Origin of the sequence: Thalassolituus oleivorans MIL-1, assembly GCF_000355675.1 — a bacterium.
Lineage (GTDB): Bacteria > Pseudomonadota > Gammaproteobacteria > Pseudomonadales > Oceanobacteraceae > Thalassolituus > Thalassolituus oleivorans.
Map to the genome: position 1 here is coordinate 923919 of NC_020888.1, position 21700 is coordinate 945618.

The following is a 21700-nucleotide window of genomic DNA, read 5'->3' on the forward strand; positions in this document are numbered from 1 at the left end:
TTGGTTGTTTTGTCGTGATATGTACTTTTCTTGTCGAAAATGGCGGGATAGACTCGGATGTGCTAAAACGCGTGTGTGCATTAATAAAAAGATCATTTCTCGAAGCATTATTCATACTTTATTCGGCTATTAGTTAATGTACCAGATAGCAAGAGTGGATAAAAAGGATCATATGGTTTTGAATTCTGGGAAACACATTACCGGACAAAACCGGATATCTACAATGTCTGCTGATGACTGGGAAGAGTTTATTGAGGAGTGGATGAGTCATAAATCGTCAGATTATTATGACTTTGAACGACTTGGTGGCGCTGGAGATGTAGTCGGCTCGTTGTTGGCGTTATTGTGACGCCTTATTAAGTGTCAGGAATCATTGAACCACTATAATTACTTAAACTGTCATAATTGATTCATCAAAGTCCCTTACTCTGCTTCACCTTATTAGTTGGAAGATTAAAAAAGGGGCTTATTAGATGTTTCGCAAGGTCAGTTTTTTCCTCGTTGTTGGGTTTACTTTTATTGGTTCTGTACAGGCCAATCCTGATGTCACTTCGCGTGAATACAAGCTTATGCTTGATGCCTCGCTATTTAGCTATACGACAGAATACAGCGATGTTCAGGATTTAATGGCCGATGTCAAAACGGTTGTTGAGGCCGCCATTAATCGCAATGTTAGCGGTACGGCACAGTTAACACATGATCGTCAGGTTGAGTTTTTTGATACCCAAGGAAGCTGTGTACTCAATAACATTAATTATGCTTTTCGTGAGCGCATTGAAAGTGGTCAGTCAGAAGTTACGTTAAAGTTTCGTAGTCCTGACCGATATATCTCTGACTTTGAGGATTTATCGTCATCGACCAGTGGCGCAGAGACTAAATTGGAGGCTGACGTAGGTGTTAGCACAGATAATAACTTTAAGTTTCAGTACGGTCATTCCACTACAGCAGGAAACTCTCGCACGATTAACCGCATGGATGATATTCATGCACACTTTCCTGGGTTTGCGAGCAATTATGGTTTTAGTGACAGTACAAGCCTCAGTGTTGTTAGCAACCTGACACTCAGTGAGCGTGTATATAAAAACGTATTTATTGACTTGGGCCAGTTTGATGCTGAGTTCAGTATTACGCTTTGGTACATAGGTTCGCCCTCACAGAATACGACACCTGCCGTTGCAGAAATTTCATTTAAATATGCCGATAGCTCGGCAAATTATACAAAAAAAGTCGTTAATAGAGCTCGCGATGCATTTATTTCCATTCAGGGGCTTAGCCAATGGGTGGATACCAATGCCCAGACTAAAACTCGTTTCGTTTACCAATATGATCCTTCTTTTTGCCAATAATTAAATATAGGAATAAATAATGACATTTAATAAATCCTTACTAGCCACAGTTATTACATCTATCGCGTTAACGGGTTGTGGCGGTGATTCGTCTAACAATAATTCATCGGTAGTGGTTGATGAGAGCCCGGTCGCTGAAGCTTTTACCGATAACTTTCCAGCGGATGGTGTTGTGCTGCCTTATAGCGTCTTGCGCGCTGATTTGGTTGATGTAAGCACGGCTTTACCATTTGAAATACGTAATGGTGGCTTTGGTTCGGCGATGACGAAAGATCCTGTCAGTGACAACCGTTTTTATGCATTAACCGACCGCGGCCCTAATGCGACATTTAATACGGGTTCCTACGGTAAGGGAAAAAAATTCCCTACACCAGATTACACGCCTCGTATCGGTTTGTTTGAAGTGAGCACCAGCGGTGAAATTTCGTTAGTTAAAACCGTGTTATTAAAACGTCCTGATGGCACGTTAATTACCGGTTTACCGAATACTTCTGCATTGGGTGGAACGGGTGAAACCCCTTACAACGCGGATGGATCACCGGTTTTGGTGGATGGCAGCAAGCCTTACGACGAAACCACAAATCCCGTTAAGCTAGATGATTACGGCTTAGATCCTGAAGGTCTTGTCGCATTAAAAGATGGCTCTTTTTGGGTGAGTGATGAGTATGGCCCACATATGGTTCACTTTGATGCGGAGGGTAAAGAAATTGATCGTATTAATGCCTTCGCTAGCGATACGCGTGTAACACACCATTTGCCAGCGGAATTTGCATATCGTCGCGCTAATCGTGGTATGGAAGGTTTGGCGATCACGCCAGACGAAAAAACATTGGTTGGTATTATGCAATCGACCATGCAGTTACCAAACAAGTCGGTTCAGAATATGGATCTTACTCGTATCGTCACGGTTAACGTTGAAGATGGGGCGGTACATCAGTATCTGTATAAGCAAGAAAAAGGCGCTAACTCGAACTCAGAAATTGCAGCGCTCAGTGCTACAGAGTTTTTGGTTATCGAACGCGACGGTAGTTTCCTTTATGGCGGCCCTGACGGCACCGAAGCTGCTAATCCTTCGGCGATGAAACATGTTTATCGTATTGATTTAAGTACAGGTACTGACATCGAATCTATCACTGCTTCAGGCGATTTAGTTCAAGACGAAGATCTTGGGTTAACGATTGCTGGTAATACGCTGGAACAACAGGTTCTAGCGGATGGCGACTGGTCGACGTTAAGCAGCAATAACATTGTGCCGGTAGAGAAATCTTTGGTGGTGGATATGGTTGCTGAAGTGAACTATGCCCACGATAAAATGGAAGGCCTTTGGGTTATCAACGATAAGTACTTAGGCGTACTCAACGATGATGACTTTGCCACTTGGTCTACCGCTGACGGTGATTTAGAGCAAAAGATGTTGGACACCAATACGATTGACGGTAACCACCTGTATATCGTTCCGGTTGATCTGTCTGTTGCTCAGTAAAAAATCCTAAAGGCAATTCTCTGATAAACTAGCGCCAATATTCATTGGCGCTAGTGATATGCTGTTTTTCTATTCTGATTCGTTAGCAATTTCTTCTGTTTTGCTTCCCCTTTTATTCGTCGCTTTGAGTGTATTCGCTTTGCTACTCGATCGCTTATTGGGCGAGCCGGCACAGTTTCATCCTTTGGTTGGCTTTGGTCGCTGGGCGAGTTGGTGGGAGCAGCGGTTAAATCAAGGGAACGGCAAGCTTGGTATAGTCATCGGTGCTTTGGCTTTAGCGATTGTGCTATCGCCTTTATTACTCGTGGTTTGGCTGTTTGCACTTTTGGCTGATGTATCGCTGGTGGGCTGGTGTCTTGCTCAGGTGGCTGTACTGTATTTATGTATTGGTTGGCAAAGTTTGCAGCAACACGCATTGGCCGTGTGGCAAGCATTGATGGCGGGCGATATTGATCAAGCACGCTTAAAACTCAGTTGGATCGTCAGCCGTGATGTTGCAGAGTTAGATGTTGATGAAATTGCCCAAGCGGATATTGAAAGTGTTTTAGAAAATTCTTCGGATGCTTTATTTGCGTCGTTATTCTGGTTTTTTATTGGTGGCGCTGTTTTCACATTGTTGCATCGTTGGGTCAATACCTTAGATGCTATGTGGGGCTATAAAAATAATCGGTTTTTATATTTCGGTAAAGCGGCTGCGCGTTTGGATGATGTACTGGCGTATATCCCCGCACGCTTAACCGCGCTGTGTTTTATTCTAGTCGCTGGTGAGCACGGTATGAAAGCGATGGCGTGTTGGCGAGTTCAGGCGCGTGATTGTGCTAGCCCTAATGGCGGTGTGGTAATGACCACAGGTGCGGGCGCGTTGAACGTACGTTTAAGTGCGCGGGCATGCTACCACGGTGTTTGGAAGGACAAGCCAGCAATGGGATTTGGATCACCGGCTACCCCAGTGGATATCCCAGTGTCGATTATATTGGTAAGCCGTGCTTGTATATTCGCTTTGAGCATGTGCGCTTTAGTTGCGTTAGCTTTTGCATTAACGAGCACGTTATAAATGGCGATTCAAATAAAGCCAATATTGCAGAGTGTTGCGCATGGCGCGAACTTGTCTTATGCCATACAAAAATTTGGTGGTGCGCGATCAGAATGGTTGGATCTATCCAGTGCTGTTAGCCCGTTCAGTTGGTGGGCGGACAATAAGCAAAAAGTCATTTTTCCTGAAGCTGTTTTTCACGATTTGCCATCATTTAACGATGAATTAAATCAGACAATACAAGCGTATTACGGTATTGCTGGACTTGCAGTCGCGGGAAGTCAGGCTGCTATTCAAGTTTTGCCGCAGTGTTTTACTCGTGCAACGGTTTGGGTGTTAGCAGGGGCTTATGGTGAACATGCGGCTTGCTGGCGTGCCGAAGGGCATACAGTTGTAGAATTAACCCAAGACGAGATCGAAGTTAACTTTTTAAACGGTACGGATTTTCCCGATGTTTTAATTGTGGTTAATCCGGGAAATCCCAGTGGTGAATTATTTTCGTCAGCTGATTTGCAACAGTGGGCAAAACAATTAGCCACTGTTGGTGGTTACTTGGTGTGTGATGAAGCCTTTATTGATGCGACGCCAGAACAGAGCATCTTGGCTGATGATATGCCGGCTAATATGATTGTCTTGCGATCATTGGGTAAGTTCTTTGGCTTAGCGGGTCTGCGCTTTGGTGTGTTGTTCGCTAGTGATGATATTAGAGCCGCACTGGCCCAGCGTATCGGGCCGTGGCCGCTTGCGGGTGCAAGTATGTGGTTGGCGCAACAAGCGCTTAAAGATATAGCGTGGCAATGCGCTCAACGCCAGCGTTTGCAAGAATGCAGTGGAGCAATGAGAGAAGCTTTGACGAGTTTCAATCTGATCGGGAGCACTTCGCTATTTTGTACTTTGGCCGTGCCTAACGTTGCCGCTGCGCAAGTTTTATTGGCTGAACATAAAATTTGGACGCGTTGTTTTCGTCAGCAAGGATTATTGCGTTTGGGGTTAGTACAGCCGCATGAATTAGAGCGTTTGAGGCTAACACTCGATAAATTGAATAAACCCGTCTAGATGTCGTTGCAGACGTTGGCGAGTTTGGTCATCAGTAAGTTGCATCTCAGCATTAAACTTCTGATTTATTCCGGCAATCATCATTTCATGGCTGTTATGTAGTTTAGATAGGCAAGCATCGAACACCAACTTTAAATGCGCTTGTGCACGAGCGCCTCCAACGGGGCTAACAGCTTGAGTAATAAAAGTGACTGGCTTATCTTTTAAGCAAGAATGAAACGCTGGACGTGACGCCCAATCAATCGCATTTTTAAGGACCGCAGGAATACTATGATTGTATTCAGGGGTGCAGACAATAATGCCGTCTGCGTCTTCGATTTGAGTGATGAGAGCACTCATTGCTGTGTCATTGATTTCTATGTCGTCGGAATAGAACGGCAAGTTATCAAGCTGTGGTCGCGCGGTTTGGTGAGCAATCAATAGCTCGCTGACAACATCTAATAGACCAAGGCTGTAACTATTTTTGCGAAAGCTACCCGACAACAATAGAAATTTCATTTTCGATTCCAAATCTGCTTAGAAAAACTCTGGCAGTTCATTAAAAAGATTCTTCAATCCATCGGACCAAGCAGTGCGTAGCTTTAGGAAATGCTCGTCATTTTCATCTAAGCGGCGAATGCCAGGGTTATCGAGAAGATTGGCCGGATATGAAATCGTATCGAGTGGCATACCTACTGACAGGTTACTGCGTAACGTCGAGTCCATTGAGATCAAGGCGCATTGGATGCCTTTGGCTAGCGGAGTTTCCCAAGTAATAACCCGATCAAGGATAGGCTTGCCATACTTGCTCTCACCAATCTGAAAATATGGTGTGTCTTCAGTCGCTTCAATAAAGTTACCTTGTGGGTAAACATGAAAAAGACTTGGCTCATCGCCTTTGATTTGACCGCTTACCAATATGTTGCAACCAAAATCGATTCCCTGATTCTGGCCTTCGTCGCGGCTAATAACGTGGCGAATCGTTCGCCCAATCAGTTCGGCTACTTCAAATAGTGAACCTACATTAAGGATGTGGCGTTCTTCATGCTGAATACCATGACGCAGGATGTTGATTACGCTTTGCGTGCTGGCCAAGTTGCCTGCACATTGCAGAAAAATGACTCGATCACCGGGGATATCGAACACGCTCAGTTTTCGAAAGCTCGCAATGTGGTCAACGCCCGCATTGGTGCGAGAATCTGAGCACAAAACCAAACCTTCTCGAAGTTTGAGCGCAACACAATATGTCATAACTTAGCCTGCTAGATGATTAGCCGGTATTCCTATCCGGTTTTGCGCCTGTTAGGTATCGCAGAAAATGCTTCCGTGCCGTGGCCGGATTTTACACTGCGTAGCGGGCAGGCGTCGAGATGATCCAATCCCACGGCTAACTTTAGATGACGGCTCGGAGTCGTCAAACCGAGTTGTACGTCGAATGTATGCCAGCCGTCGTCTAACCAAGCTTCAGCCCACTGATGACTTTTCATCTCTTTCGCGTCTGGACTATACAGGTAGCCGCTGACATAGCGAGCTGGAACACCGGTATAACGGCAGCACGATAGGAATACATGAGTGGCAGAGATGCTATCACCCCACAAGTGTGCAAAGGCGTCGGCTGCACTTGAAGGATCCGTGTTCGGGGTCGATTCTTTGCGTAAGCGTGTTTGCAGATCGTTGATGAGTCCACATAAGCCATCATGTGTGCTGGTAAATTGTGGGCTTGTGGTCATGTAGTCGCGCAAGGCTTTATCTGGTTTGGTCAGATCGCTTTGGCGCAGGTACACAAACGGGGATAGTTCGTGATCATCGTCTTCGAGTAAGTCGTCCATAATTTCAATTTCTCCAGAAACGGTTATATCAAAGTTGCTATGTGGTTCGTCGATGGTGAAAACATGCATGACATTGCCATATCCATCAGTAATTTCACTGGCGTCTGTCGGCAAGGATAGAGACCAGTTCAAAACCTTTTGTCGCCCACTATCGAAAGGTGTCAGTCGTAAATATTGCACGCTGTGGCGTGTACTTTCGTCGAACTCGAAATGTGTCGTGTGTTCAATTGCGAGTTTCATAGGCTTTCTCCGTTTATACCGCTTCCATGTAAGCGGTATGAATGCTGTTGGCGATGGTTTCTATACGTGCGAGAAAATCGGTTAGATAGGAGTGCAATCCTGTTTCGCGAAAAATATAGTCACTGTCACCAAATTGAATGCGTGCATACTGCACGGCTACTAAGCGTTTGGCGGCTTGCCCTGATTTACCTTCGATGTCTTGCAGAATATCGTTGGTGGCTTCTAAGCATGCTCGAATAGATCGTGGTACTTCTGCGCGCAGGATAAGTAGCTGCGCGACTTTTTCTGGGGTTATGCGGTCGCCAAAAATATCTTGGTAGGCTTCGTAAGCTCCGAGTGATCGCAGTACGGCGACCCAACGGTAATATTCAAGCGAACCTTCGTCATCTTGTTGGTTTTCGATTTGATATTTAACGTCGAGAATTCGGGCGGTGTTGTCCGCGCGTTCTAAAAATGTTCCTAAGCGCAGAAAGCGAAAAGCATCGTTACGCAAACTGGTGCCATAAACAGCGCCGCGATACAAATGACTGCGTTCTTTTACCCAATCGAAAAAGCGACTGGCATCGCCGACGCTACCGGAGCGCTTCATGGCTTGAAGTTCAATCCACGTTGAATTAATGGCTTCCCAGCTTTCGCTACTGATTTTACCGCGTACAGACTTAGCGTTGTCGCGGGCACTGTTTAAGCAACTAATAACGCTACTTGGATTTAACGTATCTAGTGCAAAAAACTGCAAAATAGTATCGCGATTAACGATGCCGTAGCGTTCCATAAAGTCTTCATAGGTCGATGATATTTTTAGCGGCGCTATTAGTTCTTGTTCGGCAATTTCTTTGTTTGGCATCATAGAAACGGTGAAGCTAACGTCGAGCATGCGCACCGTATTTTCCGCACGTTCTAAATAACGTGATAACCAGTAAAGTTCGCTCGCAGTCCGGCTCAACATAATTCATCCTCCAGAATCCAAGTGTCTTTGGTGCCTCCGCCTTGGGAGGAGTTAACAACGAGTGAGCCTTTTGTTAATGCCACTCGAGTTAAACCACCGGGGACTAGATGAGTTTCTTTTCCGGTAAGAAGGAAAGGACGTAGATCGATATGCCGAGGTGCAATTCCTTCATCAACAAATGTAGGACAGGACGACAAGGATAAAGTTGGTTGAGAAATATAATTGGCCGGATTGTTTTTCAGTTGTACACGAAATGCTTCGATTTCTTGCTTTGTTGCCTTCGGACCAATCAACATGCCATAGCCGCCAGCGCCATGTACTTCTTTTACGACGAGTTTATCTAAATTATCGAGCGTATATTTTAGATCATCGGCTTTGCGGCATTGGTAGGTTGGTACATTGTTTAGAATGGGTTCTTCACTGAGATAAAAGCGAATCATATCGGGAACAAATGGGTAGATAGATTTATCGTCAGCAACGCCGGTGCCGATAGCGTTCGTTAGAACGATATTACCGGCACGATAAACAGATGTTAGCCCAGGCACGCCGAGCATAGACCCAGCATTAAAGGTTAGCGGATCCAAAAATGCATCGTCTAAACGTCGATAAATCACGTCAACACGCTGCGGACCAAGCGTGGTGCGCATGTATACGAAGCCATTTTTCACGAAAAGGTCTTGGCCTTCGACTAACTCAACGCCCATTTGCTGCGCTAAAAAAGCATGCTCAAAATACGCGCTGTTGTATCTGCCGGGCGTTAGAACTACGACGCAAGGATTATCGACTGCTGAACTTTCGCGCAGTGTTTTGAGTAATAATGCGGGGTAGTGTGATACGGGCGCTATGGCGTGACGACTGAATAACTCGGGAAATAATCGCATCATCATTTTGCGATTTTCCATCATATAAGAAACACCCGATGGCGTTCTTAGATTGTCTTCTAATACAAAATAGTCGCCAGCATCATTGCGAATTAAATCGACACCTGTGATATGCGCATAGATATTGCCAGGTAAATTCAAACCTTGCATACAGGGCTGGAACTGATCGTTAGCAAATACTTGTTCTGCGGGAATAATGCCTGCGCGAATAATATTTTGATCGTGATAAATATCGTATAAAAACGCATTGAGTGCGGCGACGCGCTGACGCATTCCGCGTTCTAACATCGACCACTCGGATGCTGGAATAATGCGAGGCACTGAATCGAAGGGGATTAGGCGTTCGGTTCCCGCATCTTCACCGTAGACGTTAAAAGTGATACCTACACGATGGAAGAGTAAATCGGCTTCTTGTTTTTTTTGTTGTAATTGTTCGGGCGTTATATCGCTCAACCAATCTGCAAAGGCTTGATAGTGGGCGCGACAATTACCGTCACTGGAAAACATTTCATCGTAGAGGTTTGGGGCAGAATATTGTTGGTGCATGATAGTGTCTGCATGATCTCGTTAGTTAGGTTTTGCAATGCATATGCCACTATTCGAATTGGCTAGAACTCTATCGATATTTAAAGATTTACTAAGGTTATTGAGCCAGAGCTGTGCAGTGAAGTTATTTTAGTGCGAGGCGCGACCTAAAAAAGGGCGAGGTGAGCCGAAAGGATTCAAGATGACCTGATCAACAGGTTCGGATAAACTTAGACAAGACTGATACAAAAGCTATTTTTTGCAGAGCAGGAGGAAACGTCCGTGAAAAAGCCCCCTTTTGGTGTGTTGCTGGTCAATCTTGGAACGCCAACAGCGCCAACCCCCAAGGCTGTTAGAGAATACTTAGCGGAGTTTTTGGGTGATCGTCGTGTGGTCGACGCACCGCGTTGGTTATGGTGGTTAGTTTTGCACGGCGTTATTCTGCGTATTCGTCCTCGTCGTGTTGCCAAGGCCTATGCCAGTGTCTGGCGTGAAGACGGCTCCCCCTTGATGTGTATCTCGAAGGATCAGCAAAAAGCGCTGGCTAAGCATTTGAGTAACGAATACGGACAGGACATTCCAGTGGCGCTAGCCATGACTTATGGTGAGCCCACTATGGAGCAAGCAGGGCAGCAATTGCGTCAAGCCGGTGCGGAACGCTTAGTTATTTTGCCCTTGTACCCACAGAACTCATCGTCAACAACGGCGGCAGTACATGATCGTTATGCCAATGCGTTGGGGCCTTGCCCTCACATTCCGGCTTCGCGTTGGATTACTGACTACCATGTATACCCTCTATACATTCAAGCCTTAGCGAATTCAGTGCGTGAGTATTGGCAAGCGCATGGTCGTGGTGATCGGTTGATGATGTCCTTTCACGGTATTCCTGAGCGTTATGAAAAGAAGGGGGATCCTTATCCGCGCCAGTGTCGCGCGACGGCAGCAGCGCTTGCAGAAGAACTGGGTTTGCAAGACGGTGAGTGGATATGCAGTTTCCAATCTCGGTTTGGCCGTGAAGAGTGGGTGAAACCTTATACCGATCACACCTTGATTGCTTGGGGTAAAGAAGGTGTTGGGCGTGTTGATGTGATTAGCCCAGCGTTTGCGGCCGACTGCTTAGAAACTCTAGAGGAATTAGAGGTCGAAAACCGTGAAACCTTCATCCACGCCGGTGGTAAAGATTATCACTACATTCCTTGTTTAAACGATCGTCCTGACCATATCGCCATGATGGCTGCCTTGGTAAACGAAAACGCCGCAGGCTGGACGTCAAACTAACGCTTGCAAGATAGCCGCGTGAATCATTGCGGGGCTATCTTCTCTCTTAATCTCTCTATTTGAGCTGATTGAGCATCAAATCGTCTGTTTTGGTCATAGCACCCGTTCTATGCGTGTGAAATTATGATCCCCTATTTTTATCAATGATAATCAGCAGGCCCAATTTATGACTTCAGCCAGCGCTCAGCCGTCACGCATTGAATGCGAGATTCGTGGACACATAGCTTATGTGTATCTAAATCGTCCCGATAAGCTTAACGGCCTAGATATGGCGATGTTTCATGACATGGTCGCAACTGCAAAAAAACTGCGTAAAAATCGTTCTGTGCGAGCGGTGATTTTGGCTGCGCGCGGAGAATCATTCTGTGCTGGCTTAGATTTTAAATCAGTCAGTAAAAATCCAAGCATGCTGCCCAAGCTATTTTTACGCTGGCCGTGGCGTAAGCAAAACCTAGCGCAAGAGATTGCCCATTGCTGGCGTGACTTACCTGTACCGGTTATTTCCGTTATTCACGGCAACTGCTTTGGCGGTGGTATGCAGATTATTCTGGCGACGGATTATCGTATCGCTCGTCCGGATGCCAACCTGTGCATTATGGAAATGAAATGGGGCTTAATCCCCGACATGAGCGGTATGGTGACCTTGTCGCGTTTAACGCGTGTTGATATTGCCCAAGAACTCACCATGACGGGCCGTCAGTTTAGCGCTGTGGAAGGTCACGAGTACGGTCTTATCAGCAAGTTAGCCGACGATCCTATGGCCGAAGCCGAAGCACTGGCGAAGATTATTTGCGAAAAATCCCCAGATGCTATCGCCGCAACCAAATATCTATTTAAGAAAACATGGAAAGCCGATACCAACAAAGCATTGCGCTGGGAACGTTGGGTACAAGGTCGGTTGTTAATGCGCAAAAACAACAAAATAGCGATAGCGAATGGTTTGCGAGCGAAGGGGACAGAACCGAAGCCGTTTATTGATCGTACCAGTTTTAAGTAATATTTTTTTATGCATCTAAAAACTGCCCCTGTATGAATGCAGGGGCAGCTTAGCTTCTTCTGATTATCCGCTTGCAGTGATTATTTGATTAACGGTAACTCGTGACTAGCGAAAGCGTCGCCTTGTTCGTCTCTTAGGGACATGGTGACTAAGTGATTGTCCCAGTCAATCAAAATATCACCGAAGTTAACTGAGCTATAGTCTTTTCCAATGCGATTTTGGTTTGGACTGACTTGCTTCCATTCCATATCCAGACCTGAGCTGGTCAGTTCCCATAGTGGGATATCATTCACGTCTACTTTACTAAATTCGCCCCAGTGCGTATCGCCACTGATAAGAATTAGGTTATGCAGATTTTTTTCTTCCACCAAGGTTAACAAGCGATTACGGTCATCAGGGAAATTGGCCCAAGACTCCCAACCAGTAAAGTCTGAAAGTGCTTGAATGCTAGAGCCCATAATCGTTAGGTCAGCAGGCTTTTGTAGCTCAGCTTCGAGCCATTGCCATTGATGTTCACCCAGCATAGAACGGCCAACTGCGGGAAGGTAAGGCCCCAGATTTTTCGGTGCTTTCTCTTTATCGTAGGTTGCACGATCGACAGACGTTAATGCCCCACGATTCCAGCGTAAATCAGGAAGAATAACGTGAACACGTTTCCCATCTTTATCTAGCCAGTAACTGGTGTAGATGCCATCGGTTTGAGTGCGACGAATATCGTCTGCTTCAGCGCCCCAAAAATCGAGCATGATTTGCCGTGATTCTTCTTTCTTCGGATATTCTTTGCCAGCGTCATTTTCACCAAAATCATGGTCATCCCAAATGGCGATAACAGGCATACGTTCACGCAGCTTTACGAGTTCTGGTTTGCTACCTAGTTTGGTGTATTTTTTCTTTAAAATAGCCATATCTTCTGTGTCGCCGTAAATATTGTCTCCTAAAAAAACAAATAGATCGGCATCCACTTTATTGATGGCTGTTAAAATGGTGGTGGGCTTATCTTGATGCATGCAAGAACCAAACAAAATACGTGTTGGTTCTTGCGCCCATGCGGAAGTACTGGATAAAGCCGCCATTAATACGATTGAGCGTAACAACATAGTATATTCCTTACTTAAGTGCTTCGGTGATAGCTGGGGCTGCTGCCGCGCTAAAATCTTCTGGGTTAATACCTAAAGTACGCAGCGCAGTCGCAGTTACTTGTTGTAAGTGAATTGTATTTTTTGGTTTTATTTCCCCAGCCGAACGAATATCAGGCCCCATGGCAGCAAACCAAGTACTTTGCGCACCTTCAATGCCGTTTGGATACGTTTCCGATAGGTCTTTCATATAAACTTCTACCGCACGCTTAGATGCATGATGCTGCCAATCGGCTGCGGTTTTGCCGCGACCGTGATCCGAAGTGATGAGCAAATTGGTGTTATTTTTATACTGAGGCAACGACTGCAGAAGTGCCCATAGCTTACCAATAAAGGCATCGTCTCTTTGCGCTGAATATAGGTAATGGTCGTAATCGCCATCGTGCGCAAAATCGTCGGTTTCTCCTAAGCTGATATAAATAATGTTGGGCTGTTCACGCTTGATATATTCTGCCGCAAAGCCATACGTGAAGGCATCTAACCGTACGTTATCCCACGGGCTAGGAACTTCTGTTTGCAGTTCATTTAAAAAATTTTCTTTTGCTGTTAGCGTTTTTCCTTCTGCTGGCATAAAACCGGCGTTGACCGGTAATTGGCTGCGCTCAGTATTGAGAATGTAAGGGAATACATCCCAGCTACCAAAGGCTGCAACCTTACCCTTGTATTGTGATTGATTATTCGCCCACTCTAAGAAAGTAACATTCTTATTGGGTATTTTTTTGTTGGAATTGATTTCAGGATCAGCGGCACCGGTAAGCATCTCGTTGTAGCCCGGATAAGAAAAATACCAAGGATTCGCGACATCCATGAGACTGCCGGTGGCACGGTTTCCTATGATGACGCCATTCGGAATAATCGTATCCCATAAAAAGGGCATCAGTGTTTTACGGCGTTCTTCCGCGCTATTGCGCCATAAATCTTGCTTTAATTTTTCGCTATCTTTTACAAAGTCTTTATTTTCAATGAGGTCTTTATCTGCACCAGTAAAGGTTTCTTGCCAGCGCAAGCCATCGACAGATATGAGTATTAAATTTTCAGCGGCATAGCTCGATTGAGCACAAAGTAAAAATATCAAAGTAGAGAATATTGTTTTCATGACTAAAATCTCGCGGTAATTAACAACAAAAAAAGCCGGTTATAAAACCGGCTTTTTCGATGGCCTAAATTAGAAGTCTAGCGCTAAGGTAGCTGATGCTGTGCGGCCTGCACCAATGAAGTAAGAACCTTCAATACCACCGCCTAGATAGCTTTCGTCTAGCAGGTTGTTAATGACTAAATCGATGGCTGCGCGTTTGAATAAACCACCATCAACCTTTTTGGCATAACCTAGGCTGAAATCAACCACTGTGTATGCGTCTAGTTGGTCGGCGTTGGCAAAGTCACCGTAACGAGAGCCAGTATATTTCGTGCTCAACGAAGAGTGATAACGCTCATTACTGTAGTTTAAGCTTAGCACGGCTAAATTTTTCACCGATGCCGCAACCTTGTTACCGCCAACAACTTCCAGAGTGCCATCACCGTCGGTGTCGACGTCTTTTTTGTATTCTGAGTTGTTGTAAGTGTACGATGCATAAACATCCCAAGTATTTGTTAGCGTCTGACGTACGCTGGTTTCAATACCGTAAGATTCGATGCCTCCGACGTTCAGATAGGCACCACTTGCTTCGTTAAGGTAGTCAATTTCTTCGGCCGCAGCACCGTCGATAAAGGTAATGCGGTTAGCAAAATCGACTTGATAAATTGCCACCGTAGCTTGAGTTGTGCCCGTGTTATAACGCAAACCTAAATCGATGTTGGTCGACTTTTCTGGTTCTACTTCTTGCAGCGATTCTTTGCTTCCGGTCAACATTTCATCGCGGAAGGCTGCGAAGTTATCGGCGTAGCTACCATGCAGTTCTAGTTCAGGAGTGAGGTTATAAATAAAACCCGCTTGCGGCAGAACATCGGAATTACTGTCGGTTGAAACTTTGTTGCCAGTGAATTCGTTTGTATATTCCATATCGACAAAATACTTCTTCACGCCAAGGGTTACTTCCAAATCACCTAAGGTCATGGTGTCTTGGACGTATGGCATAACCGTAAAGGTGTCGAATGTGTTCTTGTACTGAACCCAGTATGGTTCGAAGTCGTAGTGGTGATATACCCGTGGGTCGATTACTTCGTGCCAGTCGCGGCTTTCTGGGCGGTGATTGTTTTCAATCCAAATACCGCCTTCAAACGTGTTTGCGTCATTAATGATTAATTCGGCATCGCTCAGCAAGCCAAAACGTTCTTTATCGTAGTGCGTGTGACGATAAGACGATACAGGGTTACAGCCAGCGCTAGCGCTACCAACGCAGCTGCCGTCGGTTACTGGGTTGCCGCTGTCGTCTACATAGGTGTAACGATCCACATAAGCGCCGCCATTTTTACCAGTGGTATTAACAAGATAGGGTGGTAACCAATCACCGCGGCCTTTCATCCAGTGATAATAAGGCTTAACCGTGATGGTTAGATCTTCACTCGCAAAAAATTCAACGGAACCATAGGCCATTAAGTTTTTACGCAGGGTTGACCATGCTTCTGCATAGTTCTGATCGATATCTGGATCACCAGTCCACTGCCAAGTTAAGCGATCCCATTCTGGATTCTGTTCGAATTGCGCGATAGATACACCGTTGTAGTTATCTTCTTCGGCATTATCAAAAACGATACGGCCCATGATGTTCATGTTTTTCTGTTCAGAAACCACTTTGGCTTCAATGTGCTGACGACGTGTGTTGCCGTTAGAACCGTCACCAATCCAACGGTTGTTGTAGGAGTCGGACATCGACACATAACCGAAGGTATTCGCCATCAGCTCGCCACTGTCAGCACGAACAAAATAACGACGTGCGTTATAGTCGCCATTGGTTAACGCGACGCGTACATTTTCTTCGCGCATAGGATCGTTTGATACGAAGTTAAATACGCCGCCGAGTGCGTCAAGTGATGCAGACGAGATGGCACCGGAGCCCTGATAAACCTCAATACCTTGCATGTTTTCACCGTCTAATAAACGGTTGGCTTTAGTACCGCCGCCATAGTTAGAACCACCGTTAGGAATGCCGTCGACAGTCATGCCCAGTTGTTGTTCGTTTAAGTTGATGCTGTAACCACGCATAGAGACGGTGGTTGACCAATCGTCAGAACCGAACGTGTCGCCTTCTGAAATTGAGATGCCAGGTAAGTTATCGACACTGGCAAATACGCTGGTAATGGCCGACTGTTGTTCTTTCATGCTGTCGTCGGTGACGTTGTTGGCTTGAGCAATCGGTTGCCCAACGGCAATGATTTCTTCAGTGACGTTTTCAGCAGCGAAAGTCGATGCAGCAAAGATGGCTGAAGCTAGTGCTGTGAGTTGAAATACAGCTTTGATTTTCATGTCGTTCCCCAAAATGAAAGTTGTGTTTTGGGGAACATATGCGCATTAAACTGCGCTTATAAAATTATTAGAGCTCCCCAATCGGGGATGTATAGTCGATAGTAATGGTGACAGGTTGGTGACTTAAACTTTACATTTCCATGTGAAATTAATGACAGGAGAAATAAGACATTTATTCGTCCCCAATAAATCCACCGGTTTGATGCGCCCACAATTGCGCATAAATTCCACCTTGCTCTATCAGTTCTTTGTGGCCGCCTTGCTCCACTATTTTGCCTTTATCCATAACGATTAAACGATCCATTGCGGCAATGGTGGATAAACGATGCGCAATGGCGATTACCGTTTTATTTTCCATCAGACGATAGAGGCTGGTTTGGATAGCCGCTTCAACTTCCGAATCTAACGCCGATGTCGCCTCATCTAAAATGAGAATAGGTGCGTCTTTTAATAACACCCGTGCAATAGCAACTCGTTGGCGTTGGCCGCCAGATAACTTAACGCCTCGCTCACCAACTTGTGCGTCGTAGCCGCTATTGCCGTGTGGATCATGCAGGTCGGCAATGAACTCGTGTGCTTCGGCCTTTTTGGTTGCGTCTAATAATTCTGCTTCGGTTGCATTCGGGCGACCATACAAGATGTTTTCGCGAATACTGCGATGCAGTAACGAGGTATCTTGGGTCACCATGCCGATCTGAGCGCGCAGGCTTTCTTGTTCAACTTGGCGAATGTTTTGTCCGTCGATAAGGATTTGGCCGTCATTAATATCGTAAAAGCGCAGTAACAAATTAACGAGGGTCGATTTACCGGCACCTGAGCGTCCAACTAAACCAATTTTTTCACCCGGTTTGATATCAAGGTTTAGGTGCTCAAACACAGGATGAATTTGGTCGTCGTTGCCTTGATAAGAGAAACACACGTCGCGTAATTCGATTCGACCTTTTTTTGCTGATAATTTGGGAGCGTCCGTGTCGTCGCAAATTTGTTGCGGCTTGGATAGGGTGTTCATGCCGTCGACAACGGTGCCTATGTTTTCGAATAGAGCACCGATTTCCCACATAATCCATTGCGCCATGCCATTGATTCGTAACGCGAGACTAATCGCAATTGCAATTGCACCAACGGTAATTGCGCCTTGCATCCATAATGCAATCGAGAGGGCGGCAATGGTGAAAGCTAATAAATAGTTGATTAAGTTAACGCTAAAGTTAAGCCCAGTGGCTAAACGCATTTGGCGATAAACCGTATTCAAGAAGCCATCCATGCTTTGTCGCGCATATTCGGTTTCAAGTTCTGTATGCGAGAAAAGCTTTACCGTTTGGATGTTGGTGTAACTGTCGACAATTCGCCCGGTCATCATGGAGCGCGCGTCGGCTTGTTCGGTAGCGACCTGTTTCATCCGTGGTACAAAGTAAAATTGAATGCCGATGTATAGCCCCAGCCAAATCAGCATAGGGAACATTAAGCGGATATCGGCGACGGCAATAATGACAAGTACCGAGGTGAAATAGACCAAGATGTAAACCAATACATCGAGTAGTTTCATCACGGTTTCGCGTACGGATAAAGAGGTTTGCATTACCTTCTGCGCTAAGCGGCCAGCAAAATCATCTTGATAGAATCCTAGGCTCTGCTTTAGTAAATAACGGTGCGATTGCCAGCGGATGCGCATCGGGTAATTGCCGAGCAAGGTTTGGTGCACGAGCAGCGCATGCAAAAGCACGACCGTTGGAAGGGCGATGAGAACCATAATCGCCATGAAAATCAGATGTTTACCCTCTGCTTGGAGCAAACTGTCAGGCGTATGTACGGTAAGCCAATCGACCAGATCGCCCATAAAACTAAATAGAGTGACCTCTAAGATGGCGAGCATGGCGGTAAAAAATGACATTAAAAGTAAGGGTATTTCTAACCCTCGCGTGTAATGCCGACAAAACGCATAAAGCCCTTTGGGTGGTTGCCCTGGCTGAGTTTCAGGGTAGGGTTGTATGAGTTTTTCGAAGAACTTAAGCATGAAGTTGTAACTATATTCCGGTAGGATGCGGGTAACGATAACGGACTGATGATGAAATTGTAAGGTCGTGGCTTGCACCTCAGTGTTGCAGCTATGGATGCTTATGAAACTTTCATTATGTTTTGTTATCGTAAAGGAAAAATTTTATCACTGTACTCGTCAGAAAAACGGCCTATCTTTGCGCCTTTCTCTGACCCACTCTACCTCAGGAGGTAGCGAGACCGATGTTGAGCAAACCCCAGGATTACTACGACGCCGAGACCTTTGCACGCATTAAGAATTTTGCGGATCAACAAGAGACACCGTGTTTGGTGTTTGATACCGCCACATTTACTCGTCAATTAGATAATTTGATGGGCTGTTTTCCGTATGCGAAAACTTACTATGCGATCAAAGCGAATCCAGCGGACGAGTTGTTGGCAATTCTGCGTGATCGTGGGTGTAACTTCGACGTGGCATCTCGCTACGAGTTAGACAAAGTATTGGCGATGGGTGTCGGTGGCGATCGTGTCAGCTATGGCAATACCATCAAGAAATCTAAAGATATTCGTTACTTCTTCGAGAAGGGCGTTAATCTTTTTGCAACGGATTCTGAAGCTGACTTGCGCAACATTGCTAAAGCAGCGCCAGGTGCCCGCGTATTTGTCCGTATCTTAACGGAAGGTTCGCAAACCGCTGACTGGCCGTTATCGCGCAAGTTCGGTTGCCAAGTGGATATGGCACTGGATCTTTGTATTATGGCGCGCGATTTGGGCTTAGTACCTTACGGTATTTCTTTCCATGTGGGTTCTCAGCAACGTGATATTGGCGTTTGGGATTCTGCTATTGCGAAGGTTAAGTGGATTTTTGAGCGTCTCAAAGACGAAGACGGTATTGATCTGAAAATGGTTAACTTAGGTGGCGGTTTTCCTGCTAACTATATTAGCCGTACCAATACACTGGAAGTGTATGCGGAAGAGATCACCCGTTTCTTGAAAGAAGACTTCGGCGACGACATGCCAGAAATTATTTTAGAACCTGGCCGTTCGCTAGCGGCTAACGCCGGTATTTTGGTTAGCGAAGTTGTTTTAGTCAGCCGTAAAAACCGCACTGGTTTGCACCGTTGGGTTTATACCGACATCGGTAAGTTCGGTGGTTTCATCGAAACGATGGACGAAGCCATTAAGTACCCGCTATATGTTGAAAAACAAGGCGAGTGCGAAGAAGTGGTCATCGCTGGTCCAACGTGTGATAGCGCTGATATTTTGTACGAACAGTACAAGTATGAGCTGCCGTTAAACTTGGCGAGTGGTGATCGTATGTATTGGTTCTCTACCGGTGCCTACACCACGACTTACAGTGCTGTGGAATTTAATGGCTTCCCGCCGTTGAAGATTTACTGCATATAAGCATTTTTGCTTAATTCTGGTGCTCTCCTTGCTTAGTTAAGTGAGGAGGGCTCCTGTATTCTCTGATCAAATTCTTCCCGCATTCTTTTCAATATCCCTTCCTGTTCCATCTTCGTTAGTTCGTCAGTCATCTCAGGAATGAGCTCCTTACGCTGTTTATGGATGTAGTGATACACGTCAAAATGTCCAAGCTCTCCTTGCAGTTGCTTAATCCCAGTATATCCGCCGGTTTTGATTAAATACCGTCCTACGGCTTGCTCCATGATGGCAACATCAATGCGATTGGCCATCAGTAAATCCAACAGTTGTGGCGCTCGGTCGACAAAGTAGGTTGTTAATCCGGATGGTGCGGAGTTGTAAAATTTAGAGCCACGCACCACTCCTAGTCTTAAGTTTTTAAGAGATTCCCAGCTAGCTTCAGTTACGTCGTGCCTGTGTGTGAAAGCACCTATTCGAATCATGGTTAGAGACACGGGAATTTTAACGAGGTTGTGATATTCCAGTTGCTGACCATCAATTCTGCCCAGTTCAGCATCGGCGAGACCGCTATCGAGAAGCTCAAGTGAACGGGCGGATGGTGCTTCTATGTATTGAACATCGTAGCCTAGCTCGCCATAAGCATGGTTCATAATGCTTATACCGAGAGGAGTGAGAGGGTTATCAACAATGGTCGTGACGCGAACGGTATCTGCAGTACTGATTGCGCTGAAAAAATTTATCAACACCACGCTGAGTAATGCGCAATATTTATTTGAAATTACCATCCTTCTTCACCTCTTGGAGCCGACTCGCCCGCCATCAGAGTATAGAAGAAGGATTGTAGTTTGACTATTAGGCCATTCGAGTCATTTTAGCCACGAACATGCAGTCAGCATCTTGCTGTGGCGCGCCCACCATTTGTTGTGACTCTAAGGCGAACTCAGGATGATTTGCTAAGAACGTCGCGACAGCTTCTTCGTTCTCGCTGAGTTGCCAGCTACACGTTGCGTACACCATGTGTCCGCCTTTGCGTACCGCAGCACATGCGTTGTTTAGAATTTTTTGCTGTAAAGCTTCCATCTCTGCACTGTCGGAAGCATCAAAACGCCAACGAGCATCGGCATTGCGACGCCACGTACCTGATGCAGTACAAGGTGCATCTATCAGGACCCAATCGAAACCTTGCTGACGTGCAACCTCTGCAGGTAAGCGCAGCGGCGCTTCGGCATCCCAAGTAAAGGTACGGATATTCAGGTAGCTGGCGCGTTTGGCTCGACGTTTAAGCTCATCTAGCTTGAATTGGTGTAAGTCAGTCGCAACCACCACACCTTTTTGCTCCATGCGGCTAGCAATCGCTAAGGTTTTACCACCGGCTCCGGCACAGCAATCCCATACTTTATCGCCTTTGCGAGCGGCAACCATATTGGATAATTGTTGGCTGGCTAGATCTTGAATCTCTACCTTGCCTGCTTTGTAGGGTTCGCTTTGCTGTAAGCCGTTACCACCTTGAGCGCATAAGGTGCCATTACGGATATCGGCTTGAATTCCGGCATCCAGCAATTGCGGCAAAATAGTTTCTGGTGATTCGCTGGTGTTAATGCGCAACCAGAGCGGTGGGCGGGCGCTTTGCTGTTCAACAAAGCGTTGCAGATCCATGTCGCTCCAACGGCTACGTTCTGCGCGTTGCTGTAATAATGGTAACCATTGTGGACGTAAGCCGTGCCATAGCATCCATTCTGGCGAGAGCGGGTTGCTCATCGCGCGTTCTTGGAAGTCGATAAAGCATTGCTTGCGCGAGCCACTGTTCCAGTCTTGCGGTACCCGCCAGCGACCTTCACAGCGTTGATGAATCCAGTACCAGAAGTTATTGCGGCTTAATTGGTCACTGTCGTCTGGCTGCCAAGTATCATCCCAGGTCATCCAATCAATATTAGCGCCTTGGCGCTGCACGGCTTCTAGTGCACAGGCTAGCTGCATGTAGCGCACGGCTTGGATCATGGCATCACTGACGGCCATTGGCATTGGCTCGCCCTGATGACGACGCCAGCCAGCGGCATGTTGCTTTAGCCAACGATCAAGCGGTGGGCGCGGCGACATGGCCTGCCAACGCAACCACAGAGAGTGCAGTTGTTCGTAAGTTATGATTTGGCGGGCAGAAGACATGCGGAACTCCGGATCAGGCGATTA

At 46.1% G+C, this 21700-nt stretch carries 19 protein-coding genes; 8 read left to right on the forward strand and 11 right to left on the reverse strand.

From position 1 onward, the window contains the following. The first annotated feature begins 223 nt into the window (after positions 1-223). The 5 genes from TOL_RS19400 to TOL_RS04210 all read left to right on the forward strand — a co-directional run bounded on the left by TOL_RS19400 (position 224) and on the right by TOL_RS04210 (position 4918). The gene (locus TOL_RS19400) at positions 224-349 is read left to right on the forward strand and encodes a hypothetical protein (protein ID WP_015486039.1); all 126 of its coding nucleotides are present in this window, start codon (positions 224-226) and stop codon (positions 347-349) included. A 124-nt stretch (positions 350-473) separates the two neighbouring features. Continuing rightward, entirely contained in the window at positions 474-1346 is an 873-nt protein-coding gene (locus tag TOL_RS04195; RefSeq protein WP_015486040.1) for a hypothetical protein, read from the forward strand. A 19-nt stretch (positions 1347-1365) separates the two neighbouring features. Beyond that, positions 1366-2829: an esterase-like activity of phytase family protein gene (locus TOL_RS04200; protein WP_015486041.1), complete on the forward strand. Its 1464-nt coding sequence runs from the start codon at positions 1366-1368 to the stop codon at positions 2827-2829. Between the two features lie 58 nt (positions 2830-2887). Further along, positions 2888-3883: an adenosylcobinamide-phosphate synthase CbiB gene (gene cbiB, locus TOL_RS04205; RefSeq protein WP_015486042.1), complete on the forward strand. Its 996-nt coding sequence runs from the start codon at positions 2888-2890 to the stop codon at positions 3881-3883. Beyond that, positions 3884-4918 carry a threonine-phosphate decarboxylase gene (locus TOL_RS04210; protein ID WP_015486043.1) on the forward strand — a complete coding sequence of 345 codons (1035 nt, stop codon included), beginning with the start codon at positions 3884-3886 and terminating at the stop codon, positions 4916-4918. Here TOL_RS04210 and TOL_RS04215 read toward each other — a convergent pair. Genes TOL_RS04215 through TOL_RS04235 form a run of 5 tightly spaced genes read right to left on the reverse strand, consistent with a single transcriptional unit; the run spans position 4886 to position 9339 of the window. Then, positions 4886-5416: an NADPH-dependent FMN reductase gene (locus tag TOL_RS04215; RefSeq protein ID WP_015486044.1), complete on the reverse strand. Its 531-nt coding sequence runs from the start codon at positions 5414-5416 to the stop codon at positions 4886-4888. The two genes, TOL_RS04210 and TOL_RS04215, sit on opposite strands and share 33 nt — an antisense overlap. An 18-nt stretch (positions 5417-5434) precedes the next feature. Then, on the reverse strand, positions 5435-6148 hold the full coding sequence (locus tag TOL_RS04220; protein WP_015486045.1) for a proteasome-type protease: 714 nt from the start codon (positions 6146-6148) through the stop codon (positions 5435-5437). 32 nt (positions 6149-6180) lie between these two features. Then, entirely contained in the window at positions 6181-6966 is a 786-nt protein-coding gene (locus TOL_RS04225; protein ID WP_015486046.1) for a transglutaminase family protein, read from the reverse strand. A 13-nt stretch (positions 6967-6979) separates the two neighbouring features. After that, positions 6980-7912: an alpha-E domain-containing protein gene (locus TOL_RS04230; protein WP_015486047.1), complete on the reverse strand. Its 933-nt coding sequence runs from the start codon at positions 7910-7912 to the stop codon at positions 6980-6982. Beyond that, a complete protein-coding gene (locus tag TOL_RS04235) occupies positions 7906-9339 on the reverse strand; it encodes a circularly permuted type 2 ATP-grasp protein (protein WP_015486048.1) in 1434 nt (477 codons plus the stop codon). Before TOL_RS04235 ends, TOL_RS04230 begins: the two co-directional genes overlap by 7 nt. Positions 9340-9600: 261 nt before the next feature. Here TOL_RS04235 and hemH point away from each other — a divergent pair, with 261 nt between their 5' ends. Together hemH and TOL_RS04245 are read left to right on the forward strand one after the other, a co-directional pair. Beyond that, on the forward strand, positions 9601-10596 hold the full coding sequence (gene hemH / locus TOL_RS04240; RefSeq protein ID WP_015486049.1) for a ferrochelatase: 996 nt from the start codon (positions 9601-9603) through the stop codon (positions 10594-10596). A 166-nt stretch (positions 10597-10762) separates the two neighbouring features. Next, positions 10763-11593, forward strand: coding sequence for a crotonase/enoyl-CoA hydratase family protein (locus TOL_RS04245; RefSeq protein ID WP_015486050.1), 831 nt, complete (start codon positions 10763-10765; stop codon positions 11591-11593). Between the two features lie 80 nt (positions 11594-11673). On the opposite strand, the gene TOL_RS04250 is transcribed toward TOL_RS04245, so the two are convergent. The 4 genes from TOL_RS04250 to TOL_RS04265 form a co-directional block, all read right to left on the reverse strand. Further along, complete coding sequence (locus TOL_RS04250; RefSeq protein WP_015486051.1) at positions 11674-12690, reverse strand: alkaline phosphatase D family protein; 1017 nt, start codon at positions 12688-12690, stop codon at positions 11674-11676. Between the two features lie 10 nt (positions 12691-12700). Then, positions 12701-13825, reverse strand: coding sequence for an alkaline phosphatase family protein (locus TOL_RS04255; RefSeq protein WP_015486052.1), 1125 nt, complete (start codon positions 13823-13825; stop codon positions 12701-12703). 69 nt (positions 13826-13894) lie between these two features. Continuing rightward, positions 13895-16132, reverse strand: coding sequence for a TonB-dependent receptor domain-containing protein (locus TOL_RS04260; RefSeq protein WP_015486053.1), 2238 nt, complete (start codon positions 16130-16132; stop codon positions 13895-13897). 172 nt (positions 16133-16304) lie between these two features. After that, a complete protein-coding gene (locus TOL_RS04265) occupies positions 16305-18146 on the reverse strand; it encodes an ABC transporter ATP-binding protein (protein ID WP_015486054.1) in 1842 nt (613 codons plus the stop codon). A 224-nt stretch (positions 18147-18370) separates the two neighbouring features. Here TOL_RS04265 and TOL_RS04270 point away from each other — a divergent pair, with 224 nt between their 5' ends. Next, positions 18371-19534, forward strand: a complete 1164-nt coding sequence (locus tag TOL_RS04270; RefSeq protein WP_015486055.1) for a type III PLP-dependent enzyme — start codon at positions 18371-18373, stop codon at positions 19532-19534. 32 nt (positions 19535-19566) lie between these two features. Here the strand turns inward: TOL_RS04270 and TOL_RS04275 are convergent, their stop codons facing one another. Both TOL_RS04275 and TOL_RS04280 read right to left on the reverse strand, forming a co-directional pair. Continuing rightward, positions 19567-20298 (reverse strand): substrate-binding periplasmic protein, encoded by a 732-nt coding sequence (locus TOL_RS04275; RefSeq protein ID WP_025266073.1) that lies wholly within the window; start codon positions 20296-20298, stop codon positions 19567-19569. Positions 20299-20365: 67 nt separating this feature from the next. Next, positions 20366-21676 carry an RsmB/NOP family class I SAM-dependent RNA methyltransferase gene (locus TOL_RS04280; protein ID WP_015486058.1) on the reverse strand — a complete coding sequence of 437 codons (1311 nt, stop codon included), beginning with the start codon at positions 21674-21676 and terminating at the stop codon, positions 20366-20368. Between the last annotated feature and the right edge of the window lie 24 nt (positions 21677-21700).

Bases quoted from the DNA above. Each gene is read 5' to 3' on its own strand.
- TOL_RS19400 (WP_015486039.1), top strand. From the start codon at position 224: ATGTCTGCTGATGACTGGGAAGAGTTTATTGAGGAGTGGATGAGTCAT.
- TOL_RS04195 (WP_015486040.1), top strand. From the start codon at position 474: ATGTTTCGCAAGGTCAGTTTTTTCCTCGTTGTTGGGTTTACTTTTATT.
- TOL_RS04200 (WP_015486041.1), top strand. From the start codon at position 1,366: ATGACATTTAATAAATCCTTACTAGCCACAGTTATTACATCTATCGCG.
- cbiB (WP_015486042.1), top strand. From the start codon at position 2,888: ATGCTGTTTTTCTATTCTGATTCGTTAGCAATTTCTTCTGTTTTGCTT.
- TOL_RS04210 (WP_015486043.1), top strand. From the start codon at position 3,884: ATGGCGATTCAAATAAAGCCAATATTGCAGAGTGTTGCGCATGGCGCG.
- TOL_RS04215 (WP_015486044.1), bottom strand. From the start codon at position 5,416: ATGAAATTTCTATTGTTGTCGGGTAGCTTTCGCAAAAATAGTTACAGC.
- TOL_RS04220 (WP_015486045.1), bottom strand. From the start codon at position 6,148: ATGACATATTGTGTTGCGCTCAAACTTCGAGAAGGTTTGGTTTTGTGC.
- TOL_RS04225 (WP_015486046.1), bottom strand. From the start codon at position 6,966: ATGAAACTCGCAATTGAACACACGACACATTTCGAGTTCGACGAAAGT.
- TOL_RS04230 (WP_015486047.1), bottom strand. From the start codon at position 7,912: ATGTTGAGCCGGACTGCGAGCGAACTTTACTGGTTATCACGTTATTTA.
- TOL_RS04235 (WP_015486048.1), bottom strand. From the start codon at position 9,339: ATGCACCAACAATATTCTGCCCCAAACCTCTACGATGAAATGTTTTCC.
- TOL_RS04245 (WP_015486050.1), top strand. From the start codon at position 10,763: ATGACTTCAGCCAGCGCTCAGCCGTCACGCATTGAATGCGAGATTCGT.
- TOL_RS04250 (WP_015486051.1), bottom strand. From the start codon at position 12,690: ATGTTGTTACGCTCAATCGTATTAATGGCGGCTTTATCCAGTACTTCC.
- TOL_RS04255 (WP_015486052.1), bottom strand. From the start codon at position 13,825: ATGAAAACAATATTCTCTACTTTGATATTTTTACTTTGTGCTCAATCG.
- TOL_RS04260 (WP_015486053.1), bottom strand. From the start codon at position 16,132: ATGAAAATCAAAGCTGTATTTCAACTCACAGCACTAGCTTCAGCCATC.
- TOL_RS04265 (WP_015486054.1), bottom strand. From the start codon at position 18,146: ATGCTTAAGTTCTTCGAAAAACTCATACAACCCTACCCTGAAACTCAG.
- TOL_RS04270 (WP_015486055.1), top strand. From the start codon at position 18,371: ATGTTGAGCAAACCCCAGGATTACTACGACGCCGAGACCTTTGCACGC.
- TOL_RS04275 (WP_025266073.1), bottom strand. From the start codon at position 20,298: ATGGTAATTTCAAATAAATATTGCGCATTACTCAGCGTGGTGTTGATA.
- TOL_RS04280 (WP_015486058.1), bottom strand. From the start codon at position 21,676: ATGTCTTCTGCCCGCCAAATCATAACTTACGAACAACTGCACTCTCTG.